General features: G+C 63.6%; 16 protein-coding genes and 1 other annotated feature. Of the genes, 4 read left to right on the top strand and 12 right to left on the bottom strand.

All coding sequences use genetic code 11. The annotated features are described in order from the left end of the window. Positions 1–39: 39 nt before the first annotated feature. Both hisG and hisL read right to left on the bottom strand, forming a co-directional pair. Positions 40–939, bottom strand: coding sequence for an ATP phosphoribosyltransferase (gene hisG, locus ABLV04_RS06525; protein ID WP_023290356.1), 900 nt, complete (start codon positions 937–939; stop codon positions 40–42). Positions 940–986: 47 nt separating this feature from the next. After that, positions 987–1109 (bottom strand) — a sequence feature (His leader region). Next, positions 1085–1135: a his operon leader peptide gene (gene hisL / locus ABLV04_RS06520; protein ID WP_004899375.1), complete on the bottom strand. Its 51-nt coding sequence runs from the start codon at positions 1133–1135 to the stop codon at positions 1085–1087. Its footprint overlaps the feature before it by 25 nt. Before the next feature lie 176 nt (positions 1136–1311). Between hisL and ABLV04_RS06515 the strand changes: the two genes are divergently transcribed. The 3 genes from ABLV04_RS06515 to plaP all read left to right on the top strand — a co-directional run bounded on the left by ABLV04_RS06515 (position 1312) and on the right by plaP (position 4712). Continuing rightward, the gene (locus tag ABLV04_RS06515; protein WP_023290355.1) at positions 1312–2136 is read left to right on the top strand and encodes an SDR family oxidoreductase; all 825 of its coding nucleotides are present in this window, start codon (positions 1312–1314) and stop codon (positions 2134–2136) included. Positions 2137–2174: 38 nt separating this feature from the next. Then, positions 2175–3065: a LysR substrate-binding domain-containing protein gene (locus ABLV04_RS06510; protein WP_248569081.1), complete on the top strand. Its 891-nt coding sequence runs from the start codon at positions 2175–2177 to the stop codon at positions 3063–3065. 288 nt (positions 3066–3353) lie between these two features. Next, on the top strand, positions 3354–4712 hold the full coding sequence (gene plaP / locus ABLV04_RS06505) for a putrescine/proton symporter PlaP (RefSeq protein WP_004203583.1): 1359 nt from the start codon (positions 3354–3356) through the stop codon (positions 4710–4712). A 1180-nt stretch (positions 4713–5892) separates the two neighbouring features. Here plaP and ABLV04_RS06500 read toward each other — a convergent pair. The 4 genes from ABLV04_RS06500 to nifL form a co-directional block, all read right to left on the bottom strand. Then, a complete protein-coding gene (locus tag ABLV04_RS06500; RefSeq protein WP_102004737.1) occupies positions 5893–6408 on the bottom strand; it encodes a nitrogen fixation protein NifQ in 516 nt (171 codons plus the stop codon). After that, a complete protein-coding gene (gene nifB / locus ABLV04_RS06495) occupies positions 6408–7814 on the bottom strand; it encodes a nitrogenase cofactor biosynthesis protein NifB (RefSeq protein WP_048297859.1) in 1407 nt (468 codons plus the stop codon). The genes ABLV04_RS06500 and nifB overlap by 1 nt, the downstream gene beginning before the upstream one ends. Before the next feature lie 164 nt (positions 7815–7978). After that, a complete protein-coding gene (gene nifA, locus ABLV04_RS06490; RefSeq protein ID WP_135732560.1) occupies positions 7979–9553 on the bottom strand; it encodes a nif-specific transcriptional activator NifA in 1575 nt (524 codons plus the stop codon). Beyond that, positions 9550–11034, bottom strand: a complete 1485-nt coding sequence (nifL, locus tag ABLV04_RS06485; RefSeq protein WP_023290350.1) for a nitrogen fixation negative regulator NifL — start codon at positions 11032–11034, stop codon at positions 9550–9552. Before nifL ends, nifA begins: the two co-directional genes overlap by 4 nt. Before the next feature lie 319 nt (positions 11035–11353). On the opposite strand from nifL, the gene ABLV04_RS06480 reads away from it, so the two are divergent. Continuing rightward, positions 11354–11884, top strand: coding sequence for a flavodoxin (locus ABLV04_RS06480; RefSeq protein WP_044524061.1), 531 nt, complete (start codon positions 11354–11356; stop codon positions 11882–11884). A 22-nt stretch (positions 11885–11906) separates the two neighbouring features. Here the strand turns inward: ABLV04_RS06480 and nifM are convergent, their stop codons facing one another. Genes nifM through nifU form a run of 6 tightly spaced genes read right to left on the bottom strand, consistent with a single transcriptional unit; the run spans position 11907 to position 16622 of the window. Next, positions 11907–12707 (bottom strand): nitrogen fixation protein NifM, encoded by an 801-nt coding sequence (nifM, locus tag ABLV04_RS06475; protein ID WP_050533850.1) that lies wholly within the window; start codon positions 12705–12707, stop codon positions 11907–11909. Next, on the bottom strand, positions 12707–13150 hold the full coding sequence (locus ABLV04_RS06470; protein WP_050533849.1) for a nitrogen fixation protein NifZ: 444 nt from the start codon (positions 13148–13150) through the stop codon (positions 12707–12709). Before ABLV04_RS06470 ends, nifM begins: the two co-directional genes overlap by 1 nt. Continuing rightward, a complete protein-coding gene (locus ABLV04_RS06465) occupies positions 13147–13404 on the bottom strand; it encodes a nitrogenase-stabilizing/protective protein NifW (protein WP_023290346.1) in 258 nt (85 codons plus the stop codon). The genes ABLV04_RS06470 and ABLV04_RS06465 overlap by 4 nt, the downstream gene beginning before the upstream one ends. A gap of 2 nt (positions 13405–13406) precedes the next feature. After that, entirely contained in the window at positions 13407–14549 is a 1143-nt protein-coding gene (nifV, locus tag ABLV04_RS06460) for a homocitrate synthase (protein ID WP_065812882.1), read from the bottom strand. Positions 14550–14564: 15 nt separating this feature from the next. Then, positions 14565–15767, bottom strand: coding sequence for a cysteine desulfurase NifS (gene nifS / locus ABLV04_RS06455; protein WP_110237416.1), 1203 nt, complete (start codon positions 15765–15767; stop codon positions 14565–14567). Between the two features lie 15 nt (positions 15768–15782). After that, entirely contained in the window at positions 15783–16622 is an 840-nt protein-coding gene (gene nifU / locus ABLV04_RS06450) for a Fe-S cluster assembly protein NifU (RefSeq protein WP_032454927.1), read from the bottom strand. Positions 16623–16747: the final 125 nt, after the last annotated feature.

Raw genomic sequence — 16747 nt, 5'->3', positions numbered from 1 at the left:
GATTGTTTTCCCCTGTGTGTCCCATGACCGGCTGGCCGATTACTCCATCATCTTCTCAATCGGCAGCACCAGAATGGAGCTGGCGCCCAGCGCCTTCAGTTTTTCCATGGTCTCCCAGAACAGGGTTTCGCTGCTGACCATGTGCATCGCCACGCGCTGCTTGTCGCCCGCCAGCGGCAGAATGGTCGGCCTTTCGGCGCCCGGCAGCAGGGCAACCACTTCTTCCAGACGTTCGGTCGGGGCGTGCATCATGATGTATTTCGACTCGCGGGCCTGGATCACGCCCTGAATACGGGTCAGCAGGCGGTCAATCAGCTGCTGTTTGGCGTCGTCCATTTCGCCGTCGCGCTGGATCAGGCAGGCTTTGGAGCGGTAGATCACTTCCACTTCGCGCAGGCCGTTGGCTTCCAGGGTGGCGCCGGTGGAGACGAGGTCGCAGATGGCGTCGGCGAGGCCGGCGCGCGGCGCCACTTCCACGGAGCCGTTCAGCAGACAGGATTTAAAGGAGATACCTTTTTGATCGAGGTAGCGCTTCAGCAGGTGCGGGTAAGAGGTGGCGATACGTTTGCCGTCCAGCGCCGCCGGGCCGTTCCAGGCTTCATCCACCGGGGTCGCCAGCGACAGGCGGCAGCCGCCGAAGTCCAGACGACGCAGGGTGAAATAGCGCGGGTCTTCGCCCTGGGCGCGGCGGCTGAGCAGCTCTTCTTCCAGCACGTTTTCGCCGATAATGCCGAGGTCGACAACACCGTCCATCACCAGGCCCGGGATATCGTCATCACGCACGCGCAGAATGTCGATTGGCATATTTTCCGCCAGCGCAATCAGACGCTGGGTGTGCAAATTGACTTTAATGCCGCAGCGGCTGAGTAATTCGCGTGAATCTTCGCTTAAACGGCCTGATTTCTGAATAGCTATGCGTAAACGGGTGTTGTCTAACATTGTTCTTTTCCTCTGAATACCTGTCTGAATCTGTCCGAATTTGGTCCAAAAAAAAGCCCCCGGAAGTGAATCTTCCGGGGGCTCTCTGCGCGTTCATGCACCACTGGAAGATCCAAATGTCTTCCAGCACACATCGCCTGAAAGACTAGTCAGGATGATGGTGATGATGGTGGTGTTTAAATTGAACGCGGTTCATAAAAATTCTCTGTGAATGACTATGCATTTGATGTCCTTTAACCTAAACCACTTTCGCCGCAGAAAGCAAGGGCTTTTTTCTATCATTAATTCATTTCACATTGAGCGAAGAAATTGTCAGTTGCCGCTGGCTGGCGTAGCCTGTAATCAGCACAGCGAAAGAGTCAGGAGCCTGGGATGAAAAAGGTCGCGATAGTCGGTTTGGGATGGCTGGGGATGCCGCTGGCGCTGTCGTTGACGGCGCGAGGCTGGCAGGTCACCGGCAGTAAAACCACGCAGGATGGCGTGGAAGCGGCGCGGATGTGCGGGATCGACAGCTATCCGCTGCGCCTGGAGCCGCAACTGGTCTGTGATACCGAGGACCTCGACGCGCTGATGAACGTCGATGCGCTGGTGATCACGCTGCCGGCCCGGCGGACCGGGGCGGGGGAAGGGTTTTATCTGCAGGCGGTGCAAGAGATTGTCGATACCGCGCTGGCGTACCATATTCCGCGGATCGTCTTCACCAGCTCCACCTCGGTGTATGGCAACGCCAACGGTACGGTGAAAGAGAACTCCCCGCGCCTGCCGCAAACCGCCAGCGGGCAGGTGCTCAAGGAGCTGGAGGACTGGCTGCACAATCTGCCGGGGACCTCGGTGGATATTCTGCGCCTGGCCGGGCTGGTGGGGCCGTCCCGCCATCCGGGGCGTTTTTTCGCCGGCAAGTCGGCGCCGGATGGCCAGCACGTGGTCAACCTGGTGCATTTGCAGGATGTGGTGGCCGCCATCGAACTGCTGCTGCAGGCTCCGAAGGGCGGTCACATCTATAATCTATGTGCGCCCCGCCATCCGGCGCGCGGCCTCTTTTATCCGCAGATGGCCCGCGAGTTGGGGCTGCCGCCGCCGGTCTTCAGCGACAGCCCGGACGGCGGCCAGGGCAAGATTGTGGATGGCAATCGTATCTGCAATGAGCTGGGGTTTGAGTACCAGTACCCCGATCCGCTGGTGATGCCGATGGAGTGATCCGCCAGCGGTGATTCGCATACCGTAAGGGGGTAGCGATGAAACCACTGCTGGATGTCCTCGTGATCCTCGACGCGCTGGAAAAAGAGGGGAGCTTTGCCGCGGCGTCGGCAAAGCTCTTTAAAACGCCCTCGGCGCTGAGCTACACCATTCACCGGCTGGAAAGCGATCTCAATATTCAGCTGCTCGACCGCAGCGGCCACCGCGCGCGCTTTACCCCTACCGGACAGATGCTGCTGGAGAAAGGGCGGGAAGTGTTGCACATCGCCCGCGAACTGGAGATCCGGGCGGTTAAGCTGCAGCAGGGGTGGGAACATACCCTCCGCCTGGCGGTGGACAGCACCTTTCCCGTGGCGCAACTCTCGCCGTTGATCGCCGCCTTTTATCAACAGCAGCCGCTGACCCGGCTGCGCTTCACGCTGATCCCCTCGCTGCTGGACTGGCGGCCCTTGACGGAAGGGCAGGCCGATCTCCTGCTGGGGGCGCTCGGCGAGCCGCCGCCGCTGAGCGGCTATGATTATCTTCCCCTTGGCGAGCTGGAGCTGCTGCTGGTGGTCTCCCCGCAGCATCCTCTGGCGGAGCGCCGCGCCCCGTTGAGCTGGCGAACCCTGCGGCGTTACCGCGCGGTGGCCACCGGCGAGGGTGGGACGCTGCTCGCCGATCAGGATACCCTGACGGTGTGTGACGCCGCGGGGCAGCTGGCGCTGCTGCGCATGGGGCTGGGGTGGGGTTGCCTGCCGCGTTATCAGGTGCAGGGGCTGCTGGAGAGCGGCGAGCTGGTCAGCCTGGCCGTGCGCGGGCTGTCGCCTCGTCAGCGCGCGTGGATCGCCTGGAATGACGCCGCCTGCGGTTTGGCTGGGAAATGGTGGCGCGAAGCGCTATTAGCAAATAGTGCTATTTTTACAATTTATCATACGGAAATCGTATAGATATTAGCATCTTAAAAATTATGCTCACGCAATGAACTTCATAACATCTTGTCAACGCCGTTGATATTGTTGCAAAATATGCGGCCTGAAAACCAGAGACTAGCCGACGCTTTTTTTAAAGTGTCGGTTATTTTTTTGGTCGAAAGACACATCATTCAATACCAAGAGGCCGGGCTTCGTACCGGATAGATATTTACTAAAAACCGACAGTCGTTGTCGCTGAGGAATAGAAAGAAATGGGGCAATTTTTTGCTTACGCGCTGGCGTTCACCGTAAAAGGGGATAACTATGTCGCATAACGCTACTCCAAATACCTCTCGCGTGGAATTACGTAAAACACTTACGCTAGTTCCGGTTGTAATGATGGGCCTGGCCTATATGCAGCCGATGACGCTGTTCGATACGTTTGGTATCGTCTCTGGTATGACCGACGGTCACGTGCCGACGGCCTACGCCTTTGCGTTAATCGCTATCCTGTTTACTGCCCTGAGCTATGGCAAGCTGGTACGTCGTTACCCGTCCGCCGGCTCGGCGTATACCTATGCGCAGAAATCCATCAGCCCGACCGTTGGCTTTATGGTGGGTTGGTCCTCGCTGCTCGACTACCTGTTCGCGCCGATGATCAACATTCTGCTGGCGAAAATCTATTTTGAAGCGCTGGTGCCTTCGATTCCGTCGTGGGTGTTTGTTATCGCGCTGGTCGCCTTTATGACCGCCTTTAACCTGCGCAGCATTAAATCCGTGGCCAACTTCAACACCGTGATCGTGGTGCTGCAGGTGGTGCTGATTGCCGTTATCCTCGGCATGGTGATTTATGGCGTGTTTGGCGGCGAAGGCGCCGGTACGCTGGCCAGCAGCCGTCCGTTCTGGTCCGGTGACGCGCACGTGATCCCGATGATTACCGGGGCGACGATCCTGTGCTTCTCGTTTACCGGCTTCGACGGCATCAGCAACCTGTCTGAAGAGACCAAAGATGCAGAGCGCGTCATTCCGCGCGCGATCTTCCTGACCGCGCTGATCGGCGGCCTGATCTTCATCTTTGCCACCTACTTCCTGCAGCTGTACTTCCCGGATATCTCGCGCTTTAAAGATCCGGATGCGTCACAGCCGGAAATTATGCTCTACGTGGCAGGTAAAGCCTTCCAGGTTGGCGCGCTGATCTTCTCCACCATTACCGTACTGGCGTCCGGTATGGCGGCGCACGCTGGCGTGGCGCGTCTGATGTACGTGATGGGCCGTGACGGCGTGTTCCCGAAAAGCTTCTTCGGCTATGTGCACCCGACCTGGCGCACCCCGGCGATGAACATCATCCTGGTCGGCGCTATCGCCCTGCTGGCGATTAACTTCGACCTGGTGATGGCGACGGCGCTGATTAACTTTGGTGCGCTGGTGGCGTTTACCTTCGTTAACCTGTCGGTGATTTCGCAGTTCTGGATCCGTGAGAAACGCAACAAGACGCTGAAAGACCACTTCCAGTATCTGTTCCTGCCGATGTGCGGCGCCCTGACCGTCGGCGCGCTGTGGGTCAACCTGGAAGAGAGCTCGATGATTCTGGGCCTGATCTGGGCCGGTATCGGTCTGGTCTATCTGGCCTGCGTGACCAAAAGCTTCCGCAACCCGGTGCCGCAGTACGAAGACGTGGCGTAAGGCGTAGCGTGATGTGAATGAGAAAAGCCGGAGGGAAACCTCCGGTTTTTTTTCGTCTGCTGTCTGCGTCTGGGGCTGCTTTTTTGCCCGGCGGCGCTGCGCTTGCGCGGGCCTACGGTGATGGTTAACCTTCTGAAATTAAATGGTTATGTAGGCCGGGTAAGCGAAGCGCCACCCGGCAACATATTGGGCACGGAGCCTGATGTATTGCCCGGCGGCGGTGGAGACTGTTATCGGTTTACCACGTTTTCAGACTCCGTAGGCCGGGTCAGGCGCAGCCGCCACCCGGCAATATGTTGGCCACGGAAACGATGGCCGGACAGTTCCGTCTCCCTTGGGGAGAGGGCCAGGGGGAGGGGAAGCAACGCCGTGTGGTCATTTATGTTATCTGTGGCTTCAGCGCACATTGCGCTCCCGGTTAATTTTTCTGCGTAATGTCTCACACCGCACAGGGAGCGCACAGGGGGCGGCCAGTCGCCGCCGCCCCCTGTGCCCCCGGGCTCCGGCCAGCAAAATCGCCGCTACGCGGTACCTTCGACTTATCCCTGCAGGCTTCGGGTCGGGCCGAGGCAGCGTCCGTGCAAAACACGGCCCTCAGCCCGCATCCATGCGGGCTGCCCCGGCCTTCCGGGAACGTCTCAGCGATTTTGAGGCCGCCAGCACCGGCAGTTTCAGCAAGGCTGGTGAATAAATTAACGACAGGTCGCACGAACTCCAGGCCGGGTAAGGCGCAGCCGCCATCCGGCACACAAGCGGCACTGCGCCCGCTGTCCTTGCCCGGCGGCGCGGCGCTTGCCGGGTCTGGGGTGTTGAGTAGCCTTCTGATAGGTAAATGGCATTGTAGGCCGGGTAAGCGAAGCGCCACCCGGCACACAAGCGGCACCGCGCCCGCTGTCCTTGCCCGGCGGCGCTTGCCGGGTCTGGGGTGTTGAGTAACCTTCTGATAGGTAAATGGCGTTGTAGGCCGGGTAAGCGAAGCGCCACCCGGCACACAAGCGGCATCGCGCCCGCTGTCCTTGCCCGGCGGCGCGGCGCTTGCCGGACCTGGGGTGTTGAGTAACCTTCTGATAGGTAGATGACTTTGTAGGCCGGGTAAGCGAAGCGCCACCCGGCAGAAATCCGCGTAAAGCGGTTAAACAGGGGCATTTTTGGGGCAGCCGCAGGGGCACCTGCGGGGTGTCTATTGCGGCGGCGGTTCGAAGCAGCGGCTACGCTCCAGGCATTCGTCGCAGCTCGGCGAGCGGCAGACGATCTCCCCCTGCGACTGCAGGCAGCGCTGGCGATAAAAGAACTTCTTCCAGCGCATATGGTGGACGTTCTGCGCCACCAGCTGCGGAAAGCAGTCGCTCATCAGCCGGCCCAGTTCCGCCCGCGAATCCAGACCCAGATCCTCCCATAGATGATTAAACGCCAGCGCTGCCCCGGCGACGATCGGCGCCATCGGTTCGGCTCCCGGCGCGATCCACTCCGCCAGCCATCGCGCCAGCTGGCGGCGCTCTTCGTCGCGGGTGGCATTCAGCTCCGTCATCAGCCGGCGACGGCTCAGCGCCTCGCTGTCCAGCGGCGTCGCCACCTCGCCCAGCCGCTGCTGCAGGGCCAGCCACGCCTCGACGCTCAGCCCCATGCGCAGCGGAAAGCAGCCTTTTCCGGCGTGATACCGTCGCCACAGGCGGGTCAACCAGTCGACCGGCGCCATCAGGCGACCCCCTGACGCAGGCGCGATGCCGCCAGGCTCTGTCGCCGCCGCTGCCACCAGGCGGGCAGCACCTCGGCGACCGACCGCCACGCGCCGTCCACCTGCGGCTCAATGCCCTGTCGCTCGAGCTGTTGCCATGGCGTATGGCCGATACGCACGCAGAACACCGCTTTCACGTCGGCGAGCAGCGCGAGAAGCGCCGCCAGTCTGGCTTCGTTCTCCTGTGGCTCGCACTCCTCCGCGCCGCGGCAATATTTCGGCGTAAAGCGCTCGCCCACCAGCACCATGCCGGCGGCAGACAGGCTGTAGATCGAGAAGCGGTCGGCATGGCCAAAATGACAATCAATTACCTCGCCGCGGCTGGAGGCCACGGCCACCAGACAGGCATCATCGGCCTCCGACTCTCCCCGGGTGGCGAGGCTGGCATGAAGTTCGGCGCGCTGATGGAGGATGGGCAGCCAGTCGGGGAGGCTGTCCGGGTCCGGCAGCTGGGTAAACTGCTGGCTGCGGTCTTCGCCCAGCATGCCGATGGCGTCGGCGCGGCACTGGTGGCAATGCGTCATCTGCGGCATCGCGGCCCCGCACTGGCTGCGGATCGCGGCGAGCATCCCGGCGTCCGGCTCTGGCTGGCCGTTGAGGCCAAAGACCGTGCCGTGCTCCGGTCTGGCAATCAGCGGCATAATATTGTGAATAAACGCGCCGCTTTCCCGCAAACAACGGCTGACCTCGGCCATGCCGCTGTCGTTGATCCCCGGGATCAGCACCGAGTTTATCTTGACCAGCACCCCGGCGTTGGTCAGCCTGCGGACCCCCTCCAGCTGGCGGGCTATCAGGATCTCCCCGGCTTCCCGCCCGCGGTAGCGTTCGCCGTCGAGCCACAGCCAGGCGTAGATTTGTCCGGCGATGCCGGCATCCAGCGTATTGATGGTCACCGTAACGTGATCCACACCGACCTCCAGCAGGCGATCCACCGCGTCGGGCAGCATCAGCCCGTTGGTCGACAGGCATAATTTCAGGTCCGGAAGCTGATCGCGGACCAGCTCCAGGGTGCGGAAGGTGCGGGTCATATTGGCCAGCGGATCGCCGGGCCCGGCAATGCCGACCACCGACAGCTGCGGGATGGCCTGGGCCACCTGGCGCACTTTCAGCACCGCCTGCTCGGGGGTCAGCAGCGTCGAAGACACCCCGGGGCGGGATTCATTGCTGCAGTCGAATTTACGGTTGCAGTAGTTGCACTGCAGATTGCAGGCCGGAGCGACCGGGAGATGCATCCGGGCGAAACGGTGGTGCCCGCTGCGGGAATAGCAGGGGTGCGCGGCGACCTTATCGGCCACCCGCGGCGCTAACGCGCTGGCGTCCGCCGACTGACAGGCGTTGCCGCCGGAAAAAGAAGAGCAGGAAGTCATGGTCGTACCTTCTTGGTTGGGCGATACCTTCCTGCTGCAAAGGGCATACCAGAGAGGGATTTTTTATCATGCTGAAAAGAAAGGTGTTATTCCGCATCCCTGCGGCAAAATATTGTCGCGTTCCCGCCGCGCAGGCGACAATGTCCTGAACCTGACACCGTGGCTTACAGACGCGGCAGGGTGATATCCATGATCTGGATCCGGTAGGCGACCTGGCGCGGCGTCATCCCCAGCAGCCGCGCCGCCTTGGCCTGCACCCAGCCGGCTTTTTCCAGCGCGGCGATCAGCCGCTGGCGTTCGTCCAGGCTGTTGTCCAGCCAGCTGTCTTCCGCCGGCCCGCTGGCGGGCAGGGCTTTGGCCGGACGTTCCTGGTGGGTGAAGAGGATCACGTCGCGATCGATCAGGCCGCTCTCGGACATCACCGCCGATCGTTCGAGGCAGTTCTCCAGTTCGCGAACATTGCCCGGCCAGCTGTACTCCATCAGCAGACGGATCGCCCCCTCGCTGATCCGCAGCGTGCGCCCTTGATGCTGGCCAATTTTGCGCACCAGAAAGTGCGCCAGCTCGGCGATGTCCTCCTGACGCTCGCGCAGCGGGGGCAGGGCGATGGGCATCACGTTCAGGCGATAGTACAGATCCTCGCGGAAGTGGCCCAACCGGACCTCCTCCTCCAGGTGGCGGTTGGTGGCGGCGATGATGCGGACATTCACCCGCAGGGTCTCATCGCCGCCGACCCGTTCCATCTCTCCCTCCTGCAGGATGCGCAGCAGCTTAGCCTGGAACGAGGCGCTGCTTTCGCCAATTTCGTCGAGGAACAGGGTGCCGCCATCCGCCAGCTCAAAACGCCCCTTACGCTGGCGCACCGCGCCGGTAAAGGCGCCTTTTTCATGGCCGAACAGTTCGCTTTCCAGCAGGTTGTCCGGCAGCGCCGCGCAGTTAAATTTGACGAAGGCGGCGCCAGCCCGCGGGGAATGGTGGTGGATGGCATTGGCGATCAGCTCTTTCCCGGTACCGCTTTCGCCGCGTACCAGCACAGTGGTGTCCCAGCGCGAAACCTGGCGGATCACCTCCACGATCTGGCGCATCGCCGGGCTCTTGCCGACCATATTGTCAAGGCCCACCCCGCGCGACGACGAGCAGGCCGGCGGCCGTTCCACCTTCGGCGGCTGGCGGCCCGGCAGGGTGGCGGAGGCCGGGAGGAGCATCAGCCGGATGGTCTGGGCGATGAGGTTGGCGACGGTTTCGAGAAAGCGGGTGCAGGCCGGCAGCCGCTCTTCCTGGCGCGCCATCGGCTGGGCCGCCAGCACTCCCATGGGCCGGGCGTTGGGCCCCATTAGCGGCACGGCGATAAACGGCAGATCGTAATCGTAGAGGCTCAGGCGGTCGAGAAAACGCTGATCGTCGGCGACCCGGGGCAGCACCAGCGATTGCCCCTGGGCCAGCACCGTCCCCACCAGCCCCTCGCCGGGACGATAGCGGATCTGCGCGCTGCCGGGGAGAGTCTGCTGCTCGGTTTGCTGCAGCGCTTCGATACTGAGGATCTCCTGCTCGCTGTCGTACAGACAGATCATCCCGTGCTGCATAAAGGCATCGTTGTGCAATACGCTGAGCACCTCCTGCAGCGTTTTGCTGGCCTCGGTGGCGCGGCTCAGCACCACGCTTATCCGCTGCATGGCGGTGAACTGCTGAGAGAGGTCGAAGCGTCTGACGGTGGTGTCCGGGTCGGATTCGGGGATCATGCTTCACCTCCGGTCAGGGTGTTAAACAGCGGGAAACGCAGGGTCAGGCAGGTGCCGCCCTGCGGCCGGGAAGTCAGCTCGATGGCCCCGCGATGGTGCGCCACCAGGGTCTGGATCAGCCGCAGCTCCATGCCTTTGCCCGGCGAATTCAGCGCGTCGGGGGAGTGGGCGTAGCGCACCTGCAGCAGCGGCACGTTGTCGGTCAGGTACAGCGCCAGCCAGCCGTCGTTTTCCTCGGCATAGAGCTGCATCGCCAGCGGGACGGAAGGCAGCTCGGCGGCGAGGGCCAGGGTGCGGTCGAACCACAGGCTTAAGCACGCCAGCAGCTGAGTGCGCTGGCCAAAACCGATCAGATGCGGCGAGGCCATGTCCAGCTGCAGCCCCTCGGCATCGAAGCGGGTGCGGTAGAGGGCGCACAGGTCGTCGAAAAAGGGCTGCAGCGGCCAGACGGCGGGGTTTTCGAGATCCAGCGACGGGCGACAGCGCTGGAGCCGGGCCATCGCCTCTTCCCCTTCGCGCCAGGCGGCCTCCAGCGCCACGTTGCCGCTGCTCTCGCCGTTCAGCCGACGGGCCGCCGCCAGCATGTTAATCGGGCAGTTCAGCTGGATCAGCGCGGCGTCCAGCGACTCGCGGATCGCCGCCAGCAGCTTGCCGGCGGTCATTTGCTGCTTCAGCCGGTCGAGGCGGCCCTGCTCCTGCTGCTGGCGCTGCTGGGTACAGTCGGCGATCACCACCAGGGTTCGCGCCAGGGCGCTGTCAATAAAGTAGCGGCTGGCCTCTTCGCTGACGCCGGGCAGCGGCCAGCAGGTCACCGACAGCCAGCGCGCGGCCCCGCGTATCGCCACCGGCAGGATCTGCTCCACGCCGGGCGTCATCCGGCCTGGGGAGACCTGCAGCTCGGTGAGCAGCTCCCGGCCGCCGCAGTCGGCGCAGAAGGTTTTATAGGCAAGGTTGTCCATCACCACCCGATCCTGCTCGTCCACTACCACCACGGCGGCGGGAATATTATTCAGCACCGCCTCCATCAGGGTCATATGGTTGCGCAGCCGCTGCTCCAGGGTATAGCTGACGCTGATATCCCGCTGCATCGCCAGATAATGCTCCAGTTCCCCTTGCGGACTGAGCACCGGAGTGATGTCAATCTCCACCAGGTACAGGCCGCCGTCCCGCCGCTGGTTAATCAGCTGGCCGCGCCACGGCTGACGCTGGAGCAGGGTATGCCACATCTCCTGATAGATCTCGCGTGGCGTCTGGCTGCTGGCCAGCAGGCGCGGGTTCTGATTTAACAATTGCGCCAGCGAATAGCCGGTCTGGCGGCAAAACGCCGGGTTGGCGTAGATGATCCTGGCGCTGGCGTCGGTGAGGGAAATCGCCACTGAGGCCTGTTCCACCATGGTAAAAAACAGCCCCGGATGTTGTTGAGTCAGCGCGCCGGCGATGGCTTCCGGCGCGGCGTTATCGAGCATCATATTCAGGGTCATCGCAAACTCCTGTGTCGCAGTTATGACAAATTGTCCGACACCCTGCGCGGATCGCGGCGGGCTGAGCCGAACCCGGATAACCATGCAAACGGTGCGCCCTTATCGAAACGACCGAACGAAACATTGATCCGACAGGGGGAAAATCCGCTGATTTTTACCTTTCGGTCCGCCGGGGGCGCCTTGCGCGGGCGCTGCGGCGGCGGAAAGCGATCCTGATGGGGCAGGGATGAGCCGTCACGGTGCAGGGCAACCTGGCACAGCCTTCGCAATACCCCTGCGGTAATCCCTATTTCCGACACCATTCCGACAGGAGCGTACTATGGCGAACATTGGCATTTTCTTTGGCACCGATACCGGTAAAACCCGCAAGATCGCGAAACTGATCCACAAGCAGCTGGGGGAGGCCGCCGCCGCCCCGGTCAATATTAACCGCGCCACGCTGGCGGACCTGCTGGCCTACCCGGCCCTGCTGCTGGGCACGCCGACGCTGGGCGACGGCCAGCTGCCGGGCCTTGAGGCCGGGGGCGAGAGCGAGTCGTGGGCCGAGTTTATCCGCAACCTCGGCGACGTCAGCCTGCAGGGAAAAACGGTGGCGCTGTTTGGCCTCGGCGATCAGCGCGGCTATCCCGATAACTTCGCCAGCGGGCTGCGGCCGCTGTACGACGCCCTGCGCGCCCGCGGGGCGACGATGATTGGCAGCTGGCCGAACGAGGGGTATGAGTTCAGCGCCTCATCGGCGCTGGAGGGGGAGCGGTTTGTTGGGCTGGTGCTGGACCAGGATAACCAGTTCGACGAGACCGAAACGCGTCTGGCGACCTGGCTTGAGGAGATCAAACCGCAACTGCTGTAGACGCTGGCGGGTGGCCTGCCGGCTACCCGCACAGCCCCGGCTGGCGCGCTAACATCTCAGCCAGCCACTGGCGCTGGTGGCGGCGCTGGCTCTGTTGAATAAGGTAATCGCGGGCGCTTTCCAGCGCCTGTTCAGGCGTCATCGGCGCGGCGGGGCGGATGGCTTCGCACCATACCAGGTGCCAGCCCAGCTCGCTGGCCACCGGCGCGCTCAGCGCATTTTCCGTCAGCGCAAACAGGGCCTCCTCCAGCTGCGGATAGAGCAACCCCCGCCCGATCCACCCCAGTCGCCCGCCGTCCAGCGCGCTCGGGCAGTGGGAGTGTCGCTGGGCCAGCGGCGCAAACGCCTCGCGGGAGGCCGCGATTTGCCCATGAAGCGCCTGGATGCGCGAGTAAACCGCCTGCTCATCGCCATCGACGGTGAGCAGCAGATGGCGGGTCAACCGCTGTTCCGGGCGCATAAACTGCGCCTGATGCCGCAGATACCAGGCCTGCACCGCGGCGGGATCCGGCTGCGGCGCCTGGTTGGCAATCCCGGCGAAGGCGGTTTCCAGCCGGGCATGGTGCAGGACGATCGCCGCCTGCTCCGGCGGCGTAAATCCGCCCTCATCCAGCCAGAGGCGCAGCGAAGCGGCGAGGCCTTCCCGTAGCGCGGCGGGGATCGCCTCTGGCGCGACCTCGGCGACCAGCGCCTGCTCCACGCGGGCCTGACGCTGCCAGGCCGCCTCGAAGGCCTCCCGGTCCGCCGCGGCGATGGCCGCCGGTTCGCAGTTCCAGCGGCTCTGCGCCAGCCGCCGCCGGCCAAATCGTTGCCATGGCTGCATTATTCTTCCTCCTCTGCCAGGGCCAGCGCGGTCACCGGAACCTGGAACCAGCGGCCGCCGAAGTCGACGATATAGCCGTCCCCGCGCTCGCCCCGATCGGTGGCCTCAATACGCCCCTGCTGACCGACGCTGACCACCACTTCGCCCTGCAACGTCAGCGCCGTCTGGCAGGTGACGTTATCGCCATACTGCAGATTCCCCGCCAGCCAGGGACGATCGCCGGCAATCAGCTCCTGTTCGCGGCAGCCGACGATCCGGTCGCTCTCCGGGAAGTGGACCTGGTAGATGACCTGGTCCTGCAAGAATACCCCCCAGTCGCGGACATAGCCGATGCTGCCCCGGCGCACCAGCAGGGCGCCGGACGGCAGGCCCGCATAGGTGCCATCGTTACGGATGGCGCGCACGACGCGGACCGCTTCGCTAAAGGTAAATGTGGGTCTCATGGCGTGTTCTCCTCGAACTGCTGCTGATAACTCTCCGCCAGCAGCCGGCGCGCCAGCAGCCAGTGGGCGCGCGGGTTCTCCTCCAGCTGGTTGAGCAGGGGCACTTCCGCCCGCAGCTTGCGGTGAAAGGCGGCCAGCACCGGCAGGCTGCAATGGGCCAGACGCTCGGGCTGGTAGGGAACGGCGAAAAACTGAAAGAAGGCGTCGGCGGAGCGCAGGTCGTCTACGCCGGGGATCTGATAAAACCACTCCATGCTTACCCCCTGGCCTGCAGCGTTTCGGCGCCGCAGAGCGCGTGATAGATTGCCGCCAGCTCTTCATCCCGCGGGCTGCGTTTGCCGGTTTCCGCAAAGTGGCGGAGCGCCGGCAGCAGCTGGTCAATTTGCGCTGACGTCAGGTGATAGCCCATCCGGTCGAAGACGCCGTTAACCGCCTGGCGACCGGAGTGTTTGCCCAGCACCAGCCGATAGCCGCGGCCCAGCAGGGCGGGGTCGATCGCCTGATAGCTCTCGCTGTCGCGCAGTAGCGCCGCGACGTGCACGCCGGACTCATGGGTAAAAACCAGCTCGCCCACCAGCGGCTGCTGGGGATCGACAGGGCGGCGGGTGGCGAGGGCCACCTGTTCGCACAGCGCCGGCAGGGCGGTGAAACGCACCCCGGTCTCGACGCCCAGGCAGCGCTCCAGCCCAAGCGCCACCGTTTCCAGCGCCGCGTTGCCCGCCCGTTCGCCCAGGCCCAGCACGGTGGTGTTCACGCTGGTGGCCCCGGCGCGTACCGCCGCGAGGGTGTTGGCGGTGGCCAGCCCGAGATCGTTATGGGCGTGCATCTCGAGTTCGCCGGGCCAGACGTTACGCAGGGCGGCGATCTGCGCCGCGGTGGTAAACGGGTCGAGGATACCGACGGTGTCGGCATAGCGCAGACGGGCAGCCCCCGCCTCGCCGGCCTGCCGGGCAATATCCCGTAGCGTCGCGTCGCTGGCCCGCGAGGCGTCCTCACAGCCAATGCAGACCTTCAGGCCAAGGGTATGGGCGAGGTGGATCAGACCCGTCAGCCGCTCCAGCAGCAGCGGTAAGCTCTCGCGCAGTTTGTACTGCCGCAGCTTGTCGGAGGCGGGGATGGAGATATCCACCCAGTCCATGCCCAGCTCGGCGCTCAGGCGAATTTCGCCGGCCTGCATCCGGCACCAGGTCATCAGCGTGGCGCCAGGGAGCTGACGGCGCACCAGCCGGATACGGGCGCACTCCTCCTCGCCCATCGCCGGGGTGCCGACCTCCAGCGCCTCGATCCCCGCCGCGTACAGCGCCTCGGCGATGGCGATTTTTTCGCTGGCCTGGAAGGCCACGCCGGGACTCTGTTCGCCATCGCGCAGGGTGGTGTCATTGATCAGTACGCGTCCCATTGTCGTCTCTCCGTCTTAACCGAAGACCGGCGCGAAGGCGCCATCCTGCAGGAGCGGCTGGCCGTTTCGCCAGTAGGGCGACAGGGCGCGCAGCCGGTCGATAACAGGAGGCAGGGCGGCGATGACGTAGTCGATCTCTTTTTCCCGGGTGTAGCGCGAGAGGGAGAAGCGAACGGTGCCGTGGGCCGCGGTGTAAGGAATATTCATCGCCCGCATGACGTGCGACGGCTCAAGCGAGCCGGAGGTGCAGGCGCTGCCGCTGGAGGCGGCGATCCCGGCCTGATTCATCAGCAGCAGGATCGCCTCGCCTTCAATGCACTCGAAGGCCAGATTAAGCGTGCCGGGCACCCGCGGCTGGCTGCCGCCCATCACCGTTACCGCCGGAATGGCGCTCAGGAGTTGATGTTCAAGGCGATCGCGCAGTTGGCTAATCTGCGCCATGCCCGGGAGGTGGACCTGCGCCAGCTCGCTGGCGGCGCCCATGCCGACAATGCCGCTGATATTTTCCGTACCGGCCCGCCGGCCATGCGCCTGGTGGCCGCCGCGCAGCAGCGGTCGAAAACGCGTTCCCCGCCGCAGCCAGAGGCAGCCCACCCCTTTGGGGCCGTGGAATTTATGCGCCGAGCAGGAGAGCATATCGATCCGCGTCTGGCTGAGCGCCATCGGGATTTTGCCCACCACCTGCACGGCGTCGCAGTGAAACAGCGCGCCCTGCTCATGGGCCAGCTCCGCCAGCACGGGCACCGGGAACATGACGCCGGTTTCGTTATTGGCCCACATGATGCTGACCAGCGCCACGCGTGGGCTAAGCGCCGCCCGAAACTGCGCCATATCCAGAGCGCCCTGCCGATCCACGGCGATACGGTGGATCAGGTATCCCTGGCGCTCCAGCTGTTCGCACACCGCCAGGGTGGCGGGATGTTCGACCGCGCTGGTGATGATCTCGCGCCGCTCCGGCATCAGGGCCACCGCTGAGGCGATGGCGGTGGTCGTGGCCTCGGTGGCGCAGGAGGTAAAAATGATCTCGCTGGGGTAGTCGGCCCCGAGCAGAGCGGCCACCTGCTGGTGCGCCCGTTCAAGGGCGGCCTGCGCTGGCAGACCAAAATCGTGAATCGACGAGGGATTGCCGTAAAAGTCGGTCAAAAAGGGCATCATCGCGTCGAGAACCATCGGGTCGAGACGGGTGGTGGCGTTGTTATCGAGATAAACAGGTTTCATTGTGTCCCCCTTGGGTTAGTTAACCGCGGCCGGGGCCGCCACCACATCCATGTAACTTCCGGTGCGCTCCATCAGCTTTTGCTGCAGCCAGGCGAGGGTCATGTCGGTCATCATGCAGCCGCTGCAGCTGCCGGAGAGGCTGACGGTGACCTGGCGCGGGGTGACGCTCACCAGCGTCATGTCGCCGCCGTCGGCCTGAATGTGCGGGCGCAGCTCGTTGATGGTATCGACCACGCTTTGCCACTGCGCATCGTGGGCCGTCTCCGCCGGCAGGGGGGCGGGCGGCTGTTGGGCGAGGATCGCCGCCAGCGCCAGCTCAATTTTTTCATGGCAGGCGGTACAGCCCCCGCCGGCCTTGGTGTAGTTGATCACCTCCTCGAGGGTGGTCAGGCCGTTGTTCACCACGGCCCGGCGAATATGTCCTTCGTCGACGCCGAAGCATTTACAGATCAGCTTGCCCTCCTCATGCTCCTCCTCAAGGCTTTCGCCGCGAAAATGGGCGATAGCTGCACGCAGCGCCTCCTGGCCCATCACCGAGCAGTGCATTTTCTCCGGCGGCAGGCCGTCGAGGTAGTCGGCGATCTGCTGGTTGGTGATCTGCCCGGCTTCGGTCAGGGTGTGGCCGATAATCAGCTCCGTCAGCGCTGAAGAGGAGGCGATGGCGCTGCCGCAGCCGAAGGTCTGGAAGCCGGCCTCCTCGATGATCTCGGTGTGCGGATCAACCCGCAGCATCAGGCGCAGCGCATCGCCGCAGCTTAATGAACCCACATCGCCCACCGCGTTGGCGTTGTCGACCACGCGCGCGTTGCGGGGATGAAAAAAATGGTCTTTCACTTTCTCGGAGTAGTTCCACATGCTGTCAGCTCCAGGGATGATGACGAAAACGCCGGGGCGCGGTGCACCGCAGACTGGCGGTGGTACTGTTCCCCAAGCAATTGCGGTACCAACGCATAAAAACCTTATTTGTTAATGACCTGGCG

Origin of the sequence: Klebsiella sp. JN_Kp127, assembly GCF_040062505.1 — a bacterium.
Taxonomy (GTDB): domain Bacteria; phylum Pseudomonadota; class Gammaproteobacteria; order Enterobacterales; family Enterobacteriaceae; genus Klebsiella; species Klebsiella quasipneumoniae.
This window is presented reverse-complemented; position numbering and strand designations above follow the sequence as displayed.